11 protein-coding genes and 2 tRNA genes are annotated in these 19,615 nt (G+C 55.8%); 8 read left to right on the top strand and 5 right to left on the bottom strand.

Annotated features, from left to right (window positions below; translation table 11 throughout):
- Positions 1-12: 12 nt before the first annotated feature.
- Entirely contained in the window at positions 13-1,785 is a 1,773-nt protein-coding gene (locus HDF08_RS15705; RefSeq protein ID WP_179639547.1) for an alpha-amylase family glycosyl hydrolase, read from the bottom strand.
- On the opposite strand from HDF08_RS15705, the gene HDF08_RS15710 reads away from it, so the two are divergent.
- A complete protein-coding gene (locus HDF08_RS15710) occupies positions 1,784-2,002 on the top strand; it encodes a hypothetical protein (RefSeq protein WP_179639548.1) in 219 nt (72 codons plus the stop codon). The genes HDF08_RS15705 and HDF08_RS15710 overlap by 2 nt on opposite strands.
- Before the next feature lie 90 nt (positions 2,003-2,092).
- Here HDF08_RS15710 and HDF08_RS15715 read toward each other — a convergent pair whose 3' ends face one another.
- Positions 2,093-5,590 carry a TonB-dependent receptor gene (locus tag HDF08_RS15715; RefSeq protein ID WP_179639549.1) on the bottom strand — a complete coding sequence of 1,166 codons (3,498 nt, stop codon included), beginning with the start codon at positions 5,588-5,590 and terminating at the stop codon, positions 2,093-2,095.
- A 266-nt stretch (positions 5,591-5,856) separates the two neighbouring features.
- On the opposite strand from HDF08_RS15715, the gene HDF08_RS15720 reads away from it, so the two are divergent.
- Positions 5,857-8,079, top strand: a complete 2,223-nt coding sequence (locus HDF08_RS15720) for a winged helix-turn-helix domain-containing protein (protein WP_179639550.1) — start codon at positions 5,857-5,859, stop codon at positions 8,077-8,079.
- A gap of 96 nt (positions 8,080-8,175) precedes the next feature.
- Here the strand turns inward: HDF08_RS15720 and HDF08_RS15725 are convergent, their stop codons facing one another.
- On the bottom strand, positions 8,176-8,868 hold the full coding sequence (locus HDF08_RS15725) for a DUF4410 domain-containing protein (RefSeq protein ID WP_257031175.1): 693 nt from the start codon (positions 8,866-8,868) through the stop codon (positions 8,176-8,178).
- A 311-nt stretch (positions 8,869-9,179) separates the two neighbouring features.
- On the opposite strand from HDF08_RS15725, the gene HDF08_RS15730 reads away from it, so the two are divergent.
- The 5 genes from HDF08_RS15730 (at position 9,180) to HDF08_RS15750 (ending at position 18,651) form a co-directional block, all read left to right on the top strand.
- A complete protein-coding gene (locus HDF08_RS15730) occupies positions 9,180-11,594 on the top strand; it encodes a dermokine domain-containing protein (protein WP_179639552.1) in 2,415 nt (804 codons plus the stop codon).
- A gap of 117 nt (positions 11,595-11,711) precedes the next feature.
- On the top strand, positions 11,712-12,383 hold the full coding sequence (locus tag HDF08_RS15735) for a hypothetical protein (RefSeq protein WP_179639553.1): 672 nt from the start codon (positions 11,712-11,714) through the stop codon (positions 12,381-12,383).
- Positions 12,373-13,791 carry a TolC family protein gene (locus tag HDF08_RS15740; protein WP_257031176.1) on the top strand — a complete coding sequence of 473 codons (1,419 nt, stop codon included), beginning with the start codon at positions 12,373-12,375 and terminating at the stop codon, positions 13,789-13,791. The genes HDF08_RS15735 and HDF08_RS15740 overlap by 11 nt, the downstream gene beginning before the upstream one ends.
- A 3-nt stretch (positions 13,792-13,794) precedes the next feature.
- Positions 13,795-14,931: an efflux RND transporter periplasmic adaptor subunit gene (locus HDF08_RS15745; protein WP_179639554.1), complete on the top strand. Its 1,137-nt coding sequence runs from the start codon at positions 13,795-13,797 to the stop codon at positions 14,929-14,931.
- A gap of 51 nt (positions 14,932-14,982) precedes the next feature.
- Positions 14,983-18,651, top strand: coding sequence for an efflux RND transporter permease subunit (locus HDF08_RS15750; RefSeq protein ID WP_179639555.1), 3,669 nt, complete (start codon positions 14,983-14,985; stop codon positions 18,649-18,651).
- 157 nt (positions 18,652-18,808) lie between these two features.
- Here the strand turns inward: HDF08_RS15750 and HDF08_RS15755 are convergent.
- Positions 18,809-18,885: transfer RNA gene (locus HDF08_RS15755), tRNA-Pro, on the bottom strand.
- 12 nt (positions 18,886-18,897) lie between these two features.
- Entirely contained in the window at positions 18,898-19,464 is a 567-nt protein-coding gene (locus tag HDF08_RS15760; protein WP_179639556.1) for a DUF4112 domain-containing protein, read from the bottom strand.
- Between the two features lie 65 nt (positions 19,465-19,529).
- On the opposite strand from HDF08_RS15760, the gene HDF08_RS15765 reads away from it, so the two are divergent.
- Positions 19,530-19,604 (top strand) — tRNA-His (locus tag HDF08_RS15765).
- Positions 19,605-19,615: the final 11 nt, after the last annotated feature.

Genomic DNA, 19,615 nt, shown 5'->3' on the forward strand with positions numbered 1-19,615 from the left:
AATACTGGATTGCTATTTCAATCGAAGAATGACAGCGCTTTCCGGTTGAACAAGTAGCTGTAGCTTATGGGCAGATAACTCTACGGAGACTTTATCGCCGAGCAGGACATCTGCCTTGGTGCAATTCTGGAGGGCCGTCTTGTCAGTGGACAGAGGAATGGCCTTAGGATGCTCTGCTTTATTCACCATCACGAGAACGCGTTGTGACCCAGACGAACAACCACGATCCAAATCAAATCCACGCACGTAGCTGATCGAATCAGCTGCCACGTCTTCAATCTGTACGCCGCCGGCTTCTAACTCAGGGGAGGTCTTGCGGAGGGTAGTTAGAAGGCTTACCCAGTCATGCATCTTTCGCTGGGGTTCGGTCCGCGCGCTACTGTCAAATGCATTGTTTTCTGTCTTTTGTCCATCGTGGGTAAAGCCACCGGGAAAATCACGCCGATTGTCGGGATCGTCTCCGCCGGTCATGGCGATCTCATCGCCGGAATAGATCAGCGGAGTGCCTCGCATGGTCAACAGGATTGCGAACGCCAGCTTCATCTTCTCTTCGGTCGCCCCTTGTTCACCCAAAAAGCGCTTCGTATCATGGCTGCCGATGAGTGGAACGAGACGCTCCGGATGCGGGTAGAGGCCGTCCTGACTGAGAATATCCGCGATCTGCGACATGGGCGCGCCACGCAGCAGTGTATTCCGGATGGCAGAGTACATAGGGTAGTCAAAGGGGGTATCTAAGCCGGTGTCGATCGAGCCTTGATCGCCGCTACGCACTGCGCCCCCAGCGAAGAATGAGTTCAAGACGGGATACATATCGAAGGTCCCGTTGAATACTTCGCCTACCGTCGTTAGCTTCGGATAGGTGGCATGGAGCTGCGAATGGAAGTCATGCCAGAAGGTCCGGCCGACGTAGGGAAAGGTGTCGAGCCTGAGACCGTCCGCACCGGACTCCTCGATCCACCAGAGAGTGTTCTGGATGAGGTAACGAGAGACAGCCGGATTTTCCTGATTCATGTCGGGCAGGAGATTGACGAACCATCCGTTGAGCACCTTCTCTCGATCACGCCAGGGAGCATAGGGATCTAGGAGCGTTTGAAACGTTCCTACTGCTTCGCTGTGGTTTGCCTTGGTGCCATGAAACCAGTCGGGCTGAGGTGAGTCTTCGACCCAAGGATGCGCCGGCCCCACGTGGTTGGGCACAATATCCAATACAAGCTTCATGCCCCGTTCGTGTAGCTTGTTCGAAAGAGTTCTCAAGTCGTCGAGAGAACCGAAGTGGTCGTCTACCTTATATAGATCCGTGGCCCCATATCCGTGGTAGCTTTCCGGTTCCCGATTCTGGACCACAGGCGTAATCCAGATGGTGGTCACGCCTAGTTCCGCAAGGTAGTCCAGGTGTTGCTCGATCCCGCGAAGATCGCCGCCGTGCCAGGCATTTGGGATATCGAGAGCGTAGGGCATCCCCGGCTGATGGTCGTTGCTGGGGTCGCCATCGGCGAACCGGTCCGTCATGATGAGGTACATTACGTCTGCCGAGGAGAAGCCGCGTGGTTGATCCGAAGCTGTCCGGCGCTTTTCGAGAGTATAGGGACTCGTGGCCACGCCATCAGCATTCCTGGCTTCGATCAAAAACGTGCCCGAAGCAGCTGAAGCTGTCGAGATGTCGAGGAATGCCCAACGTCCGTTGGTTGAAACACTCTGCTTGGTTATCGAAGCCTTGCTGTTGCGGAGTCGGAACGTGCACCCTGTGAGGTGCTCGCCATGCACGAGCAGCATGGGAGGAGGCATGCTGATCCACCAGTTTGGCGGATCTATTTTGGTGATCACGGGCAGTTCAGCCAAGGCCGCAGCAGTAGAGAAGAGCAAGAGAGATCCAAGCACCGTGGACAGAACCGCACGAAGGACACTTAGCGAGCAGCTTCGAATCGACATGGTCAACAATGGCGCAACTTTCCGACGCCGCTACTTCAGGTTGAAGATAGCGGTGGTCTGGGGAGCGAGGTGAAGGGTGAGGGTGCCTATAGTTAGTGTTCTTCGAAGAGAGCAGCGGCACCACGAGACTCGCTCGATGATGCCGCCTGAGGGTTCCTAAGGGTTAGAAGTTGATGTGAGCGGCGAGTTCAAGCTGGCGTTCGGTATTGAGGCGAATGCTGTTGATGCTTCCGAAGCCGTTGTCTGCGCCGCTGGTATTTGGACCGGTGGTGAAGATGGTCGTTGATCCGGGGACGTTGGCGCCATCGTGGATGTTGGTGTCGGGGTTGCCGAACTGCGGAGTGTTGAAGAGGTTGTAGGCTTGAGCGCGAAACTCGGCGTTGACTCGTTCGGTGATACGAAATCCTTTGAAGAGTCCGAGGTCAACAGTCTTATAGCCTGGGCCGGAGAAGGCGTTGCGCTGGAGAGTGCCCGGACGAGTGAAGATGCCGGAAGAGTTGATAGGCGGCAGTGCGAATTCCCCGCTAAAGAAGGTTCGGTTGTTGGAATTCGTCGAGCCGCCGACCAGCTGGCGATGTACCTTGCTGAAGCTGATGAAGTCTGGACGGTTGTCGATGGTGCCGCCGCTGCCGTTAGTGCTGAAGTCGATCGGAGTGCCGCTATCGAGTGTGACGATGGTATTGAGCTGCCAGCCGCCGATGGCTTCGTCGAGAGCGCGATTCATGTTTGAGCCGAACATCTTGCCACGGCCGACGGGTAGAGAGTAGACGGCGCTGGCGACGAAGACGTTACGCTGATCCTGGTCGGAGTTGCCGTAGTTAGCAGGCAGATCGACGCCCTGCTGGGTGATGAAGATGCGTCCGCTAGCGCTTGCACCGGCGCCAGAACTGAAGGCGCCATTCGAGTTATCGCGGGAGTGGGACCAGGTGTAAGCGACCGTTGCCAGGAAGCTCGAGCCAACGCGGCGATCAAGGTAGACCTGCAGTCCGTCGTACTTCGAGGAGCCGCCGGCCAGACCTTCGGTGATGGTTCCGCGGGTGGGGTAGAGGCCCTTCGTGGTGCCGTCGAGGACCGGCGCGTTGGCGTTGTACCAGGTCATGAGGTGATCGGTTTTGTTGCCAACGTAGGCAATGTTGAGCGAGGTTGCGCGATCGAGCTGCTGCTGGATCTGCAGGTTGTATTGGGTAACCGCGCCGTTCTGATTGTTCTTTGGCACAGCGATGACGGAGGCGTTCGACAGGTCGATAGAGTTAATCGCTCCTGGTCCAAAGGGAGGTAGGGGTAGAGCAGCGGTTGCGGTGGCTGCGTTGTTAGGAATCGTGGGGCTTTGGCCGGTGAAGGTGATGCGGTAGCCGTTCGTGGCGGTGTACTGATTGATGCCATTGAAGCCGGGCTGGTTGGAGAGCTGGTTGCCGACGCCGCCACGATCGAGGAAGTAGAAGATGCCATAGCCGCCGCGGAGTGAGGTCTTACCGTTGCCGTAGAGGTCATAGGCAAAACCTATGCGAGGTGCGAAGTTGTTCTTGTCGGTGTTGATGAGCGAGCGTGAGTTTCCGTTGACGCCTGCAACCTGGAGGGACGCGGTGGCAAAGTCATAGTTCGCCTGGTTGTTGTTTTGCTCGTAGGGGTAGGTGTAGAGATCGTAGCGAACGCCAAGGTTGAGAGTAAGCCTGCGGGTCGCCTTCCAGTCGTCTTGGACGAAGTAGCCGGTCTCGTAGTTGAAGGTCTTGAAGAAGGTGCTGGCAGCGCCGATCTCATAGTCGGAGAAGCCGGCGAGAACCTCTGAGGCTTCATATCCGGTGAAGCGTCCTGTGCCGGGGAAGTTGACTCCGCCCAGGATGAAATAGCCCTTGGAGTCGTTCCCCTGAAAGAAGTCGACCTCGCGCCGAATGACATTCGCACCGCCTTTCAGGGTGTGTCTGCCACGGTTATAGGTGACGCTGTCGAGATATTGGAAGGTCTTCTCAGGCACGGAGTAGGGTCCGCCGTCGCCGGTGTACTCGATTTGGGAGTTGTTGCCGCCGATGAGAGCGCCGCCTCCCAGAAGCGGGGTACGGTTCGCATTGACGATGCCAAGATTGGCGGAGATGGGTGTGCCCTGGTCCGGATTGACGTAGGCGAACTCTGGACGGATGTAGCCGAAGCGAAACTCGTTGACAAGATTCGAAGTAAAGATGTGGGTATACCCGGCCGCTCCGCCGCGTGGATGGTTTACGTTGCCTCCGGAGGCAAAACCTGCCGGTAGGTTGGTGAAGAGGCTATTGACGTCGAGGTTGTCCTGACCGTAGCTGTAGCGGACGAAGACGGAATCTTTCTGAGAGACGTGATAGTCAAGGCGCACATCGAAGTCGTTGAAGTTCTGAATAGACTTGCGTACTGCGAAGTAGTTGTTCAGGATGCCGCTACGTGTCGGCGCGTCGAAGGCGTTGAGGTACTTGAGGCCGGCGGAGTTGATGCGATCTTGCGGAATGATATTTCCTGCGAAGGGCTGGCAGGTTGTTGGATCGTAGATGGCTCCGACGACAACCGTCGCGTTTGCGGCTGGCGCGGGACAGCCAGTTGCCGAAGAAGATGTTCCGGGATTGCTGGTCACATTTTGACCGAGCAGCTCGGAGAAGTTGCCCTGACGCATCAGTGGCGTGGGGACGGTGTAGAAGCCGGTGTCCTTTGGCTGTTTCTGACGAAGGGCCTGGTAGTCGCCGAAGAGGAAGATCTTATCTTTCCAGAGGGGTCCGCCTGCGGCGAAGCCGAACTGTTTACGCTGAAAGGCCGGCGTTGGATTGCCAGGGTTGAAGTATAGCGAGTTGGCGTCGAAGATCTGGTCGCGGAAGTAGCCAAAGGCCGAGCCGTGAATGCTGTTAGTTCCGGATTTGACGGAGTTCTGGAGAATGGCTCCGCCGGCGCGACCAAATTCGGCGGGGGCGACGGAGGTGGTGACGCGGAACTCCTGGATGGCTTCGGGCGGCGTGAAGAAGACGATGGAGTTGACGAGGGATTCGTTGTTGTCGACGCCATCGAGGATGAAGTTATTGGACTGCTGCCGGAGTCCGTTGGCCGATAGCGCGCCGCCGCCAGAGTCTGAGTAGCGGAAGGTTTCGACGTTCGCGTTGCGTCCGCTGGCGTCGGAGTTGAAGGCTCCGCGGGTTACACCGGGGATCAGATTGGCAAGAGTGGTAAAGTTTCGGCCGTTGAGTGGGAGATCGGTGACCTGTTTGCCCTCAATGACCGCTCCGGTGGACGAGGTGGACAGATTGACGACCGGTGCGGCATCGGTAACTTCGACAGTCTGGCTGGAGGAGCCGATGGGTAGCTTGAACTCGACGGTTTGGACCTGAGAGACCTGGAGAGCGAAGGTCTGATCGATGGTCTGAAATCCGGCATGGCTGGCTTCGACGCGATAGTTGCCGCGAGGGACGGCGGAGAACGTGAAGTTGCCGTCGCTCCCTGCAGTGACCGTGAGATTAATGCCAGTGTCAATATTGGTGAGTTTGAGCGTGGTACCTGGGACAACGGCACCGGAAGGATCTGTGACGATACCGGTGACTCGACCGGTGTCTGTCTGAGCTCTCAGGCTTAGGACTGGCAAGAAAAGCAGACAAAGGAATAAAACCAGTAGCTTGCTGGCGAGGGCCGGCTGACGTCGATCGAGATCCGTGTGCATGGTGAAGCCTCCAAAGGTGCTGCCTAAATTGCGTGTAGTCGATTGGTTGTCAAGACTCGAGGGAGAACGATGAACGTTTCTTTGCGTTCATGGCCATCTTCTGGCTGTCCTTTTTCAATCAATCTTTTGTCATCGAGTAAGTCACTCATTTTGAAAGCACATAGTTGCTTTGCATCAACAGGCAAGTGACTCCAACTTTGCTTAGATCGCAGGTGCAATCTGCTTGGATCACCGCGTGATAAAGTTTGATTACAGGGTTCCTCGTTATGCTGTCTCACCCGGAAATCGCCTCTAGGTTCGGATTTGGAGTTTATGAGGCCGACCTCCAGACCGGCGAGCTGTGGAAGGCGGGCCGGAAGATCAAGCTTCAAAGTCAGCCTTTCAAGGTGCTGGCAATACTGCTGGAGAAACATGGTGAGATTGTCACCAGAGAAGAGCTGCAGCTTCGGGTGTGGGGCAAGAACGTAGTCGTCGACTTTGATCACTCGCTGGGCACCGCGATCAATAAGATCCGGGATGCGTTAGGCGACACAGCAGATAATCCGCGATTTGTAGAGACACTGGCAAAACGGGGTTATCGCTTCGTCGCGCCCGTTACGGCACTGAACGGATCTTTAGCAGCCGAATCAATGAACCATGAGTTCAGTGCAGAATCGGGTGCTGCACGAGTTGTCTTGGAGAAATCGCCGGGGACTTCTCCTTCAATTCAAGTCTCTCCATCTTCCAACGAATTCGATCTATCACCCACGCACCAGAGGGGCTTTGGATCCTGGCTATGGCTCGCGATGTTGGTTCCCATGGCCGTTTTAGCGGGTTTGGCTGGGTTTTATTATGGCTCTCGAAGCACTGCACCTCTGCCGCGTGTGGAACGCCTAACCCGGATCGGACGGATAGCGCCGGGAGTGCAGGCAATGGAGAGCCTTCCTGCCTCAGCAACGGATGGACTACGCATCTATATTCCGGTAATTTCAGGTGGCAGGTCGGTTCTGGCGCAGGTGGATGTGCGCACTGGGGCGGTACAGAACCTTCCACTGCCAAGCGAGCTTGCCTCCGCCACGCTTGGAGACCTGTCTCCCGATGGGTCGATGCTGCTGCTGCGAAGTCATGTATCGCCGGAGTCAGAGCAATCGCTATGGACGGTTCCCGTGGGTGGAGGCAGTCCGCTGCGGGTAGCGAATGTTGTGGCTCACGATGCGACATGGATGCCTGATGGCAAGAGCATCCTCTACGCCACGGGAGACGAGTTGTTGGTGAACAAACTTCAGGACGGCACCTCTTCCCTGTTCGCGAAACTGCCGGAACGAGCCTTCTGGTTGCGCTGGTCGCCTGACGGCAAGGTACTGAGATTTACACTGCTCGATCCGATACAACATACGCTGGGGCTCTGGGAGGCGTCGAGCGATGGTAAGTCAGTCCGTCCAATTCTTAGCAATTGGACCAAGCCTTCGTCGGAGTGCTGTGGCATCTGGACCGGGGATGGGAAGTACTTTGTCTTTCAGTCGGATCGTGGAGGAAGCAGCGATCTTTGGCGACTTGACGGAAAAAGTATTGGTGAACCGAAACGCGTGACAAATGGTCCGTTGAGTTTTGTCGGACCTGTGACCTCGCGGATCGGGCATAGGATCTTCTTCCTTGGGCTTGAGACCCAATCGCTTCTTCAGCACTACGACGCCAGCCGACATGAATTTGTACCCTTACCAGGATTTCTGGCAGAAGCAAACAGGGTTGAATACTCGCACGATCGGCAGTGGGTTCTTTGGACCGACGCGTCCGGAAGACTATGGAGGGCGAAGGCTGATGGATCAGAGTTGATCCAGATAACCCCAGATTCTTTGCAGGTATTTCTCGCCCATTGGTCGCCCGATGGAAAGAAACTGGCAATCATGGCGAAGGAGTCAGGTAAAGCGTGGCAGATCTACCTGGTGCCTGCGGACGGTGGAGCTCCAGAGAGACTACTGCGGGAGAGCCGTAATGCGGCAGACCCATCCTGGTCTGCGGATGGGCAGCAGATCGCCTTTGGGCGCGTGACCGATATGATGGGAAAAGAGGATGGGCCGCGAGCCATTCAGATATTCGATCTGAGAACTCAGGCGGTGTCGACGGTAACTGGATCCGAAGGATGGTTCAGTCCGCGATGGTCGCCAGACGGACGTTATATAGCCGCAATCTCGCTGGATCAGCGGAAGCTTGCGCTCTTTGATACCGAGTCGAAAACTTGGCGGACGATCGCAGAGACCACGGTCGCGGATCCAGTTTGGTCGTCAGATAGTAAAACCATCTTCTTTCATGCGTCCTCGGCCGAGATGCAGCCGATCTACCGTGTTTCGATTCCAGGTGGTCGGCTGGAACAAATTGCGAACCTGTCAAACTTCAGCGGGGGAGATACGGAAGACTATTTCTTCTGTGGCTTGACGCCGGAGAGCGTGCCAATCGTGCGATCACGAACTCGTACGGGCAATCTTTATACGCTTAATCTTGATGGCCCCTAATATCCATCAACACTCCCATTTTTTGTAACTCATAGGTCGAGTCGCGCTACTGCTGCATGCTATCGCTTCACGCGATTCATCGTCCCGGTTGGCAAGTTACATCGCCGGCAAGCTAGGACTTGGTTGCAGATGCTGCACGATCTCTTTTGTAATCGCCGAGGCGGTACTCTTGACCGTCTTCTCTGGCGCATTCTTTTCCATAACGAATTTAGCAGCGGCTACGTAAGGGTTCAGTGTAATAACCGCGCCAGGCTTCTTCTTGCTCGCTCCCTCTTCCGAGCTTTCATAGAGCGGCTTTTTGGGGCTCGCCAGATCCGAGAGTGTTACAACTAGCTCCATTGTCGTCTTGCCGGATCCAAAGCCGATGACCGCGCGGTGGATACGGCTCCCTTCATCCACCTGGGTAAACACACCGTGCACCCAGGCGCCAGCCGTTGGCTTCGGATCATCGTCTGTCAATCTTTGAGCTTTGTAACCGGCCTTTTGGAGATCGCTGACGATGCTCTTCGACATCGTGTCGACCAACTTCTTTGCCTGGGCCTCCGGATCTCGTTGCTCCTTCTTCGAAGGTCTTTCCAGAATTCCCGGCCTTACTTGATCTATCACCGACCCCTTATCTACCTGAACATTCTGCGCGTCCAGTTCGAAGTCGCTCACGTAGACCGTCATATCCTTCGTAAAGGTGAATGTCGGAAGCGTCTGCGGCGCTGCGGAGCTTTGCGCTAGAGGAGCTTGAGCGACAACGTTGAGAGACACGAGCAAAAGGGATAGTGCCGAAAGTCGTCGCATAAGTTTCATTTGTGCCTCAAAAAGAGCTAGCCAGATTGCTCCGACAGTACTTGAGCCCAGATGCGCAATTATGTTTCGGAAACGCGTCAATTCTAAGAGTGAATCTGATTTCTTGCAAATAAATTTATTGGCATTTTTACTTATCCTTCTCCAGACCTTTTGCAGACTAAAGAGGTAACGTCTTAGCTCAACCGCTTTCCTAGTGGCCCTTCAAAAAAAATCCTTGGAAATAAAAGTTATGGGGTTACAATCGGTTTCGCACAAAAACAGGCCAGATACTACTCACTTTCGAACGTTAAAGTAGGCCACTTTTGAGAGAACCAAAGGGTCTTACAATTACCGCCGTTGCGATTTGCCTTCTGGGTGGTGCAATCTCCTCCTTGGCGCTACCGGCATCTCCGGCCACCAGCAAGCCGATCGGCCCCCCAGCTTCTGCTCCTTCCTGGCCACGGGTCTTTGACCGGAACGGCGTGCACCTCGTCGTCTATCAGCCCCAGCTTAAGGCCTGGCAAAAATATCGCACGATGGTTGCGGATACTGCGATCTCCGTGACAGACAAAGGACAGAAGCCTATTCTGGGTGTTGTCTCCTGGCGCGCCGATACCATCGCCAACGTAAGTGCGCAAACTGTCTATGTGAACGATATTCAGGTACTCGATGCACGCTTTCCTTCGCTCAATGCAGCGCAGGAAGCGCAAATGCAGCAGCGTGCCCACCAACTCTATCCAACCATGACGTTCACGATTGGACTGCCGCGTATGATCGCCAGTCTTGCGAAGGTAAACGAGCCTGTGCGGACGGTTGCTGCCAGCACCCAGGCGCCATTAATTCTCGTCGCCACGGCGCCAGCGATCATGCTCCTGGTCGATGGAAAACCAATACTGGCTCCAATTCAAGGCACAACGTTGGAGTATGTCGTCAACACCAATTGGGATCTCTTCTTTGATAAATCCGACTACTACTTACTAAGTGGCAAGACTTGGCTGAAAGCAAAAGATCTGCATGGACCTTGGGCCGCAACCATGAAGCTGCCCCCGGACATAGCCAAGTTGCCCGCTCAGCAGAACTGGGACGAGGTTTTGAAAGCCGTGCCGCCGCGCTCCAATGGTTTGGCTGCTCCTCAGGTTTTGTTCACAGAAAAGCCGGCCGAGTTGCTTGCCTTCAGGGGTAAGCCGGTCTACTCAAAGATCCCCGGCACTAGTCTCAGCTATGCAACGAATACAGAGAATAAGGTCTTCGTTCATCAGCCCGACGGCCAGATCTACGTCTTGATCTCTGGACGATGGTTTCGAGCCGCCAGACTGGATGGTTCATGGAGCTATGCAGGCGATTCTCTTCCAGCTGACTTCGCAATGATCCCGAGGGGCAATCCGTGCCACGATGTTCTTGTCTCCGTGCCAGGAACGCAGGAGGCTAGTGACGCTGTGTTGCTCTCGCAAGTACCGACTACGGCAATCGTAAATCGCGCCCAGGCGGAGGCGCAGGTCAAAGTCGCTTATGCGGGGCCGCCCCAATTCAATAAGATCGAAACCACAACGATGTCTTACGCGGTGAACACGCCCGATAAAGTGATCCGTGTCGGGGACCTCTACTATCTTTGTTTTCAGGGAGTCTGGTTTGTCTCTCGAAACCCCGCTGGTCCGTGGAAGACCGTGGATTCAGTGCCTCCAGTCATCTACACGATTCCACCAAGCTCCCCTGTGTACAACGTCACATATGTGGTGGTCTCAAACCCGACTGTAACGACCGTGCAGACAAGCTATTCAAGCGGATATCTTGGAGTCTTCGTTGTGGGGATGGCAGTTGGATCCACCGTCGTGTATGGCACAGGCTACTACTACCCTCCCTATGTTTATTGGGGACCACATCCAATCTACTATCCGTATCCCTATACCTACGGCGTGGCTGCTGTGTACAGCCCCTACACAGGAGCCTATGGAGTGGGCCGCGCAGTGTACGGACCGTATGGCTCAGCTGGAACAGCGGCCTGGTACAACCCCACCACTGGGACTTATGGACGGGCCGTAACAACTCAAAATGCCTATGGCGGTCATACATACGCCTCAACCTATAATCCCTGGACTGGTACCTCTGCCGCGACCTCCCAGGGCCACAACCAGTACAGCCAATGGGGAAGTTCCGTAGTGACCAATGGCGACAACTGGGCCCAGGCGCAGCATGTCACGAACAGCAACGGAACGGCGGGATCTTTCCAGACCTCCAAGGGAAGCGCCGGCGCCGGATATTCCGGGGCCAATGGAAACAGTGGCTTCGTGGCTAAGGATGCGAATAACAACAATGTCTATGCGGGAGCCGATGGCAACGTCTACAAGAAAGATTCCAGCGGAAACTGGAGCAAGTACGACAACGGCAGCTGGACTCCAGTAGATCCATCCACTGGCGCAAACCAGACGCGGCAGCAGAAGCAGAACTCCAATAGTGCCAATCAGCCGAAGCAGCCGCAATCTTCAACCCCAGGCTCGCAAGCCGGAAACACTACGCCAGCAACTGGCAGAGGGTCCGATCCGACGAACCCTCGTACTTCAGGACGCGGAACTCAGAACCAGCCTCCGTCTCAGGCACAGAATAATCCGGGAAGTTTGAACCCTCCCAGCACCATGGGCCAGTTACAGAATGATTCGCAATCGCGCGCACGCGGAGATCAACTAGAGCAATCGCAAAATCGCGGAGGCGGCGGCTCACGGGGCTCGCGCAGGCAGCGATAAGCAAAAGAATGAAGCATTATTTGATCGTGGCACACGTCGCCGATGACTTACCGCTCAATCACTGATCAAGGAAATAATCCCCAGTCAATCCAGAAGATTCTCTAGAAAGCGGGATCTATGAAAACCACGCGCAAGACAATCGCCTTCTCTGCCTTCCTCATGGCGGCACTCCTGTGCCCATCTTCGGTGTACGTCATAGCCCAGGACGAACCCAACCCAGTCAAGGAAAAGTTTCAGGAAGATCTTAAAGCAGCCGTCATGAACGAAAGCATCACCGTCCCCCAGTTGAAGGAGATGCAGGAGAACCTTGCGACACTCAAGGCGGCGAAGGCCGAACAGCAGCCTGGAGCGCCTGTGGACCTGATGACCCCTTACCTGGCCGTCTCCAAAATAAGAGCGACCATGGCTACCGTCAAGGAACCGGACCGTAGCACTCTGCGGCAGGACTTTCAGCTCATGATGGCGACGAAACAGCCCGAGCCCTCTGCTGAACCTGATACGCCGGGGAAAAAACTCGGCAGAGATATCTTCGCTGCTGTGATGCACGGCGAACCAACTCCTCCGCAAGTGCAGCAACTTCAGGAAAGCCTGAACTCCCTTCAATCGATCAAAACCAGCGGTGGCGGCATGCTCGAAAAGTTCAGGACGATGAAGACCGCCAAAGCACAGATCGAGCAGACGATGAATGAAGGCTCGTTCCGGCCGCAGGACAAGCAAACCGTCCTCGATGACTTAAACAATCTTGGAGGCAACGGAGGCGGAGGTGGTTTGAGGAGAAATGGGCTTTAGTCAGGCCGGAATGAGGACGCTGACATCCTTCTTAATTCTCTGTATGGCGACGATTCGAGTAAGACGTACAGGATCTCTCGGATTTTTTTCAAGCGCACTGGTCATTCTGTGGGGCGTCTCTGGCTTTGGCCAAAGCACCTCAGACCAGGCACCGGAACTTGCGCTGGTTGACGCGATTCAGATTGCGCTGGGAAACAATCGGCCGGTTCAAATAGCCAGGCTTGACGTTACGAAATATGGATGGGAGGTCGCCGAGGCCAAGACTCATCGATTTCCCGAACTCAAGACAGAGCTGCTCGCCTCCGGAAATATCGACTCTCCCAGCTTTACCTTCAAGCAAGGCGTCTTCGGGACCATAGACAACCAACCGGTTCCAACGACGGATAAGCAGATCAGTCTCTCGAGCGGATTGACTGGTTACGCTATCGCAACGGTAGCTCAGCCAATCTCGCAGCTTTATCAAATACATCTCTTGGTGCGAGAGAAGCAGCTCTCCGTCGATCTTGCAGGAGAAAAATACAAGCAGAAGAGGCAGGCTACCGTGGTGGATGTAAAGCAAGGCTATTACGCCATTCTTCAATCCGAGAGCGCTCTCGAGTCCGAGCAGGCGCTGATAAAGGAATACGAGGAAACCGATCGAGTCACCACGCAATATCTGAGCAAAGAGTCCATCCTGAAATCGGACAGCCTGCAGGTGAAAGCACAACTGGCCCAGGCAAGACATCAGCTAATCACGCTCCGGGACGATCTGCAGACCCAGAAAGAACACTTCAACGATCTGCTGGGGAGGGATCTCGATACATCCTTTCGCACTCAACCCGTTCCACCGGCCTCAACCGATGAGATGGATTTGAAGGCAGCTAGAAAGACGGCTCTCCAGCAGCGGCCCGAGTTACAGGAAGCAAAGATCAACGTCGAGAAGGCCGGTTACGACCGCAGCCTCGCAAAGGCCGAATACATCCCCGGCATCGGCGCGCAACTCCAATACCTCACTCCAATCAATACCCAGATCCTGCCGCAAAATATCCTCTCCGTCGGTTTGAAGATGACCTGGGAGCCATACGAATGGGGCCGGCGCAAAGACAATGTGAAAGAAAAAGACATTCAGGTGCAGCAAAGCCAATACCAGTTGGACCACACCAGCTCCCAGGTGCTGTTGGATGTCGACAATACCTTCCGCAAACTGAGCGAGAGCCGTTCCATGTTGGAGGTCGCACAGGCCGCCCGCGATGCCGCGAACGAAAAGTTACGCGAAGTGAATGACCAGTACAGACAGGTGACGGTCCTGCTGCGCGACGTCTTGAAGCAGCAAGCCGCAGTCGCGAATGCCAATCACGAATACGAAGAGAGCCTGCTCGCATTCTGGAACGCGAAGGCAGAATTTGAAAAAGCCTTGGGAGAAGAGTGAAACATGAATCGCCTCGCCAAGCCGGGTCGTCTCTGGGTCGCAGCTCTCGCGAACTCTCTTGTCCTAGCTCTCGCTGCCTGCAAACAGGAAAATCCGGCGACGACACTTCCCCTTCCAGTGCACACGGCAGTCGTGCAGTCAGTCTCCGCAGAGAGCGGCACAAAATATTCTGCCAACATCGTTCCCTATGCCCAGGTCGACTTGTCCTTCAAATCGAACGGTTACGTCGAGCGCATCCATCAGGTCAAGAGCCCAAGTGGCGGCATGAGAAATGTCGATCAGGGCGATTGGGTTCCGAAAGGAACGGTGCTGGCGCTGGTCAGCCAACAGGACTATAGCGACAAGTTGCAGCAGGCACAGGCGCAACTCGCACGTGGACAAGCCGAACAAGAAAAAGCCAAGCTGAGCTTCGACCGAGTCTCCTCTCTCTACTCCACGCAAAGCGCCACCAAACCCGACTACGACTCCGCTAAAGCACAGATGGACAGCACGACTGCCTCCGTTTCAGGCGCACAAGCGCAGATCAGCGAGGCGAAGGTTGCTCTCGCTTATTGCTCCCTGCGAGCGCCGTTCAATGGATGGCTGGTCAAGCGCAGCGTCGATCTCGGAAGCCTGGTGGGACCAGCCACCAATGGTTTTACACTGGCGGATACAAGCTCGGTGAAAGCTGTCTTTGGAGTTCCCGACATCCTCATCAGCCGGGTCAGACTGGGCCAGCATCTAATTATCGCCACCGACGCGCTATCGCATCCTGTAGAAGGCCGGGTCAGTGCGATCTCGCCCGCCGCCGACCCAAAGAGCCGCGTATTCTCAGTCGAAGTCACAATCCCAAATCAAAAAGATGAGTTGAAGTCGGGTATGATCGCCTCGCTCAGTCTGGATGGCGCAAGTCTGCAACAGCCCGCCCTGGTCGTTCCGTTATCAGCAGTCATCCGCGATCCCTCGCACGCAGATGGCTTCGCCGTCATGGCAGCCGACGGCAGCGGAGATCTCGTATCGGCACGTTTGCAGCCAGTGGATCTCGGCGATACCTCTGGAAACATGATCGTCGTGAAGGGAGGACTCACCTCCGGAGAGAGAGTCATCACTACCGGAGTCACTTTGATCAAGAGCGGCGATAAGGTCCGCGTCATACCGTAAACTCCCGGCGAACACGTCTCGCTGGAACAGTCATCAAGGGTGCACGAAGCCATGAGCCACAAGTCGGAAGCCGAGTACATTGCTCATACCCACAATACGGCGCGCTTCTTCGTGGAGAACCGGCAGCTCTCGCTTGTCATCCTGATCGCTCTCTGCCTATGGGGTTGGTACGGCTTTCAGCACATGGCAAAGCGCAAAGATCCGAAGATACCGGTGCGTGTGGCCGTTGCATTCACGCAGTGGCCTGGCGCAACCGCGCAGGAGGTCGAACAACTGGTCACCCGGCAAGTCGAGCAGACAATGGCACAGAACTCCTTCATCAAGCCACCGTCAGCCTCTGACTTCGGCATTCGCTCCTTCAGCTTTCCTAATCTGTCGATGGTCTATGTCCAACTTGACGATCAGGTGAGCGATCCCAAAAAGCAGTTCACTGATATGAACCTGAAGCTGAATGCGCTCAACAGCAGCTTGCCGCAGGGTGCCGGTCCCATTCAGTTCAACAGCGATTTTGGTGACACCGCAGCTCTGATGTTAACTGTAGCCAGTCCCCCCGCGAATGAAGTCGAGGTTGCTTTGCGGGCGAGGTCGATTCGCGGTGCGATCGAAAAGACGCGAGCTGCCGAACCAAAACGATCTCCGCAGCCACGAGTGACGATTGTCAACGCATTTCCCTTGTCGGTCTCCGCTTCTCTGATGCACGATTCTTTTGTGTCGTTCATCGAAGCGGCAGCACAGACTAGGATGATCTTCGACCCACATTTTTTTGAAGGCAGCGGCTTCATCGGCGTCGATGTCGCCACTACCCTGACTGACGCAGAGCTTCGCGAAGCCGGAGACCGATTAGTGGTGGAGAAGCTGCACCGCTCCGAAATCCACCCCGATGCGTGGCCAGCGGCCTTCATCCGCAATCCCCAAGACACAGAGACGCAGCTGTCCGCAGTGGCGGGAGACAGGTACACGTATCGCGAACTCGATGACTTTACCGACCTCATAGGAAGAACGCTACAGGGAGCTCCTGAGGTCGCCAAGATCGATCGTAAAGGAGTGCTTCCTGAACAAATCTATCTGGACTACTCTCAGGACCGGCTAGCCCAATACGGCATGACTCCTTCCAATCTGAAGGACATACTCGGAGCGCGCAACACTACGCTACCCGGAGGCCAGCTTGAGGTCGGCCCTGCCAGCATTCAGATTGATCCGTCAGGGAAGTTCACTGACCCACGACAAATTGGCGATGTGATTGTCGGCTCTTCTTCCTCCGCCGCGCAGAGTCCCGTCTACCTTCGCGATCTGGTGGAGATATCTCGCGCTTATCAGAGCCCTGCGCGGTACCTAAACTACCTGACCTGGGCGGATAAGCAAGGACACTGGCACCGCAGCCGCGCGATTACGATTGCGGTTCAGGTAAAAGACGCTGAACAGATCGACGCCTTTGGCCGAAGCGTGGACACGAAGCTCGCTGCCGTGAAGCAATATCTCCCCGACGATCTGATCTTCGCCCGCACCTCCGATCAGCCGCTGCAGGTGAAAGAAAACATCAGTCTCTTCATGGATTCGCTGTATGAGGCAATTGTTCTCGTCGTGCTGGTGTCGTGGATCGGCTTCTGGGAGTGGCGCTCAGCGTTGCTGATGGCGATCTCCATTCCCATCACCTTAGCCATGACTTTTGGCGTCTTGTATCTGATCGGCATTGATATTCAACAAGTCTCAGTCGCTACTCTGATCATCGCACTGGGTCTGTTGGTCGACGACCCGGTAATCGCAGGCGACTCTATTAAACATGCGCTCGCCGAAGGCCACCCAAGCATCGTCGCCGCATGGCTTGGCCCTACCAAGCTTGCAACCGCCATCATGTATGCAACAGTCACTAACATCGTGGCCTACCTGCCCTTCCTGATGGTTACTGGCAGTACCGGTGAATTTCTCTTTAGCCTACCGATCGTCATGACCGTAGCGCTGATTGCTTCACGTCTGGTTTCGATGACATTTCTGCCCATGCTTGGCTACTACCTGCTTCGCCCGGAAAAGAACGGCGAGAAGTCTTTGGAGGAGCAGCGCAAACACGGCTTCTTCGGCCTCTATGCGCGAGCTGCGAAGTACTCGATCGAGCATCGTTGGAAGTTCTTCTTCGCCTCGCTCTTGTTTCTCGCCGCCGGTGTCTTGATCTTCTCGAGGCTCACCACTGCCTTCTTCCCGGAGGACGTTCAGTACTGGTCTTACATCGACGTCTGGCTGCCGAACGATGCAAACATTGGAGCGACCAATGAGATCGCGCTCAAAGCGGAACAGATCATTCGGGAGCAAGCGGCGCGATTCTCAAAAGAGCACGAACACCCGTTAAAACAACGCGACCTGTTGCGTTACATCACGACCTTTGTCGGCGGCGGCGGCCCGCGCTTTTGGTTCTCCGCTTCCCCGCAAGGACAGCAATTGAACTATGCGCAGATCCTGATTGAGGTTCGTGACAAAGAGATGACGCCGGAGTTCATCAGGGCGCTGCAGCCGGCGCTGACCGCGTCCATTCCGGGTGCGCGTCTGGATGCACGCCAGTTGCTGACCAACCCCATGGACTATCCCATTGAAATTCGCGTCTCCAGTACCGCCGATCTGAGCGCTCAGCAGGAGCCGGAGGACATCCGCGGGTTGCAGGCTGTTGCGGGCAGGGTCGAGGACATCTTGCGCTCCATTCCGATCGCGGAGCGCACCCGCAATGAATGGGGAGAGGCGAATGCGCAGATTGCGCTCACCATCGATCCAGACCGCGCCAATCTTGCCGGGATCACGAACATGGACGTGGCGAACTCTTCGACGGCAGGCATTAGCGGATCTACCGTCGGTGTTCTGCAGGAGGGTCAGAAGCAGATTCCGGTCGTAGCGCGCCTGCGCATGAACGAACGTGCTCAGCTCTCGGATATCCAAAGTCTCTACGTCTATGGTTCGCAGGACAGCAACAAGATCAAGCTTGCGCAGATCTCGGATATCAACCACGACCTGGTGACCGGCCGCATCGTTCGGCTAGAGCAGTTCCGCACCATCAATGTGCGCAGCTTCCCCGTCGCCGGACACCTGAGTTCGGAGGTGCTGAACATCGCCATGCCGAAACTGCTGGCACTGGAAGCGACCCTGCCACCCGGCTACAAGATCCAGATCGGGGGCGAGTATGACAAGACAAAGCATGGCTTCCGGAATCTCGCCACGGTGATGGTGATCTCGGTTGCCGCCATCTTCATGGCTCTTGTCTTTCAATTCAAGAACGCCATTAAACCCACGCTGGTGTTGGCCGCTGCGCCGTATGGCATGGTGGGCGCCTTCGCCGCGCTGTGGGTCATGGGCGAGCCCTTCGGCTTCATGGCATTTCTCGGCATCGCCAGTCTTGTCGGCGTCATCGTCAGCCACTCCATTGTCCTCTTCGACTTCATCGAAGAACGGCGCATCGCGGGCGACGACTTTGAACTGGCTCTGATCGATGCTGGTATTCTCCGCCTTCGTCCGGTGCTGATAACAGTGTTCGCAACCGTGCTGGCGCTTGTCCCTCTCGCAGCGCATGGCGGTCCGCTTTGGAAGCCACTCTGCTATGCGCAGATAGGTGGGCTGCTGGTCGCGACCGTGGTCACGAAGCTCCAGGTACCAGTGATGTACGCGATCTTCGTACTTGATCTCAAAATCTTGAAGTGGGATGCGGCCGAGAAAGAACCTGCCGCTCAACCCACAAACGCATAAGCTATCAATCGTCGTCCTTCATGCAGAAATCTCGCGCGAAAATCGCATATCTTATCGTGCCTGCATTTTTTGCCTTGACGTGCCTCTGAGTCGCCGAGCACCAGCGCATCATCGCCAAAGAATGCAAAGTAAGTTGTAGACGGGATTGTATTCAAAATGGTCGGGGCGGAGGGATTCGAACCCCCGACCCTCTGGTCCCAAACCAGATGCGCTACCAGACTGCGCTACGCCCCGACTTCCTTTAGTTTATCGCATCGAGTCAGCTACCGCGATCAAAGCGTTCGAAACAAGCCGTGGCTGCCAGTCCCGAAGCGCGTGGAAGAGGCCGTCAAAGACCCACGTGAACAGAAGGAGCGGCAAAATGATCAGCCCGGCTAACACAAGACAGAGCACTCCAAGAAAGAGCCAGCTCTGCAGCGTATGCTTGCGCGGCTCATCCACGCTGCCGACAAGGAGAGCGTAGTTCCGCCGGTTGGCGCGCCAGGCGATGTCGAACATATCGCCGAGAACCGGAACCGACCCCACCACGACCTCAATCGCAACATTGGCGACCATGCGCGCCACGGTGGCATACGAAACCCCGCGCACCCAGGCCGCTACGATAATGATGCAAGAGGCGATTCCGCCTATCAGATCACCGATGCCTGGAATGAACCCCACAATGCCGTCCAGTCCGAAGCGGATCGAGGTGCCGGGAATCCTGATGAAATCGTCTAAAACATGCGAAAGCAGGTCCAGGTTCTCGTCATCAAAGGCTTTTCCGCCACGTTTCAGGCGAGGAGACAAGACCTCCGGCTTTGCGGTAAACGGCATCGGACCCTCCCCGCCCGGCTGGGAGATTGTCTCGCAGGCGGCCAGTGCTATAATTCCAGTATACGGCGGCTATAGTTCAGTGGCAGAACGCCGCTCTGTGGCAGCGGATGTCGTGGGTTCGAAACCCACTAGCCGCCCCAAACTTCTCAAA

This window comes from Tunturiibacter empetritectus, from assembly GCF_013410875.1.
GTDB classification, from domain to species: Bacteria; Acidobacteriota; Terriglobia; order Terriglobales; family Acidobacteriaceae; genus Edaphobacter; species Edaphobacter empetritectus.

Bases quoted from the DNA above. Each gene is read 5' to 3' on its own strand.
- HDF08_RS15710 (WP_179639548.1), top strand. From the start codon at position 1,784: ATGCTGATCCACCAGTTTGGCGGATCTATTTTGGTGATCACGGGCAGT.
- HDF08_RS15705 (WP_179639547.1), bottom strand. From the start codon at position 1,785: ATGCCTCCTCCCATGCTGCTCGTGCATGGCGAGCACCTCACAGGGTGC.
- HDF08_RS15715 (WP_179639549.1), bottom strand. From the start codon at position 5,590: ATGCACACGGATCTCGATCGACGTCAGCCGGCCCTCGCCAGCAAGCTA.
- HDF08_RS15720 (WP_179639550.1), top strand. From the start codon at position 5,857: ATGCTGTCTCACCCGGAAATCGCCTCTAGGTTCGGATTTGGAGTTTAT.
- HDF08_RS15725 (WP_257031175.1), bottom strand. From the start codon at position 8,868: ATGCGACGACTTTCGGCACTATCCCTTTTGCTCGTGTCTCTCAACGTT.
- HDF08_RS15735 (WP_179639553.1), top strand. From the start codon at position 11,712: ATGAAAACCACGCGCAAGACAATCGCCTTCTCTGCCTTCCTCATGGCG.
- HDF08_RS15740 (WP_257031176.1), top strand. From the start codon at position 12,373: ATGGGCTTTAGTCAGGCCGGAATGAGGACGCTGACATCCTTCTTAATT.
- HDF08_RS15745 (WP_179639554.1), top strand. From the start codon at position 13,795: ATGAATCGCCTCGCCAAGCCGGGTCGTCTCTGGGTCGCAGCTCTCGCG.
- HDF08_RS15750 (WP_179639555.1), top strand. From the start codon at position 14,983: ATGAGCCACAAGTCGGAAGCCGAGTACATTGCTCATACCCACAATACG.
- HDF08_RS15760 (WP_179639556.1), bottom strand. From the start codon at position 19,464: ATGCCGTTTACCGCAAAGCCGGAGGTCTTGTCTCCTCGCCTGAAACGT.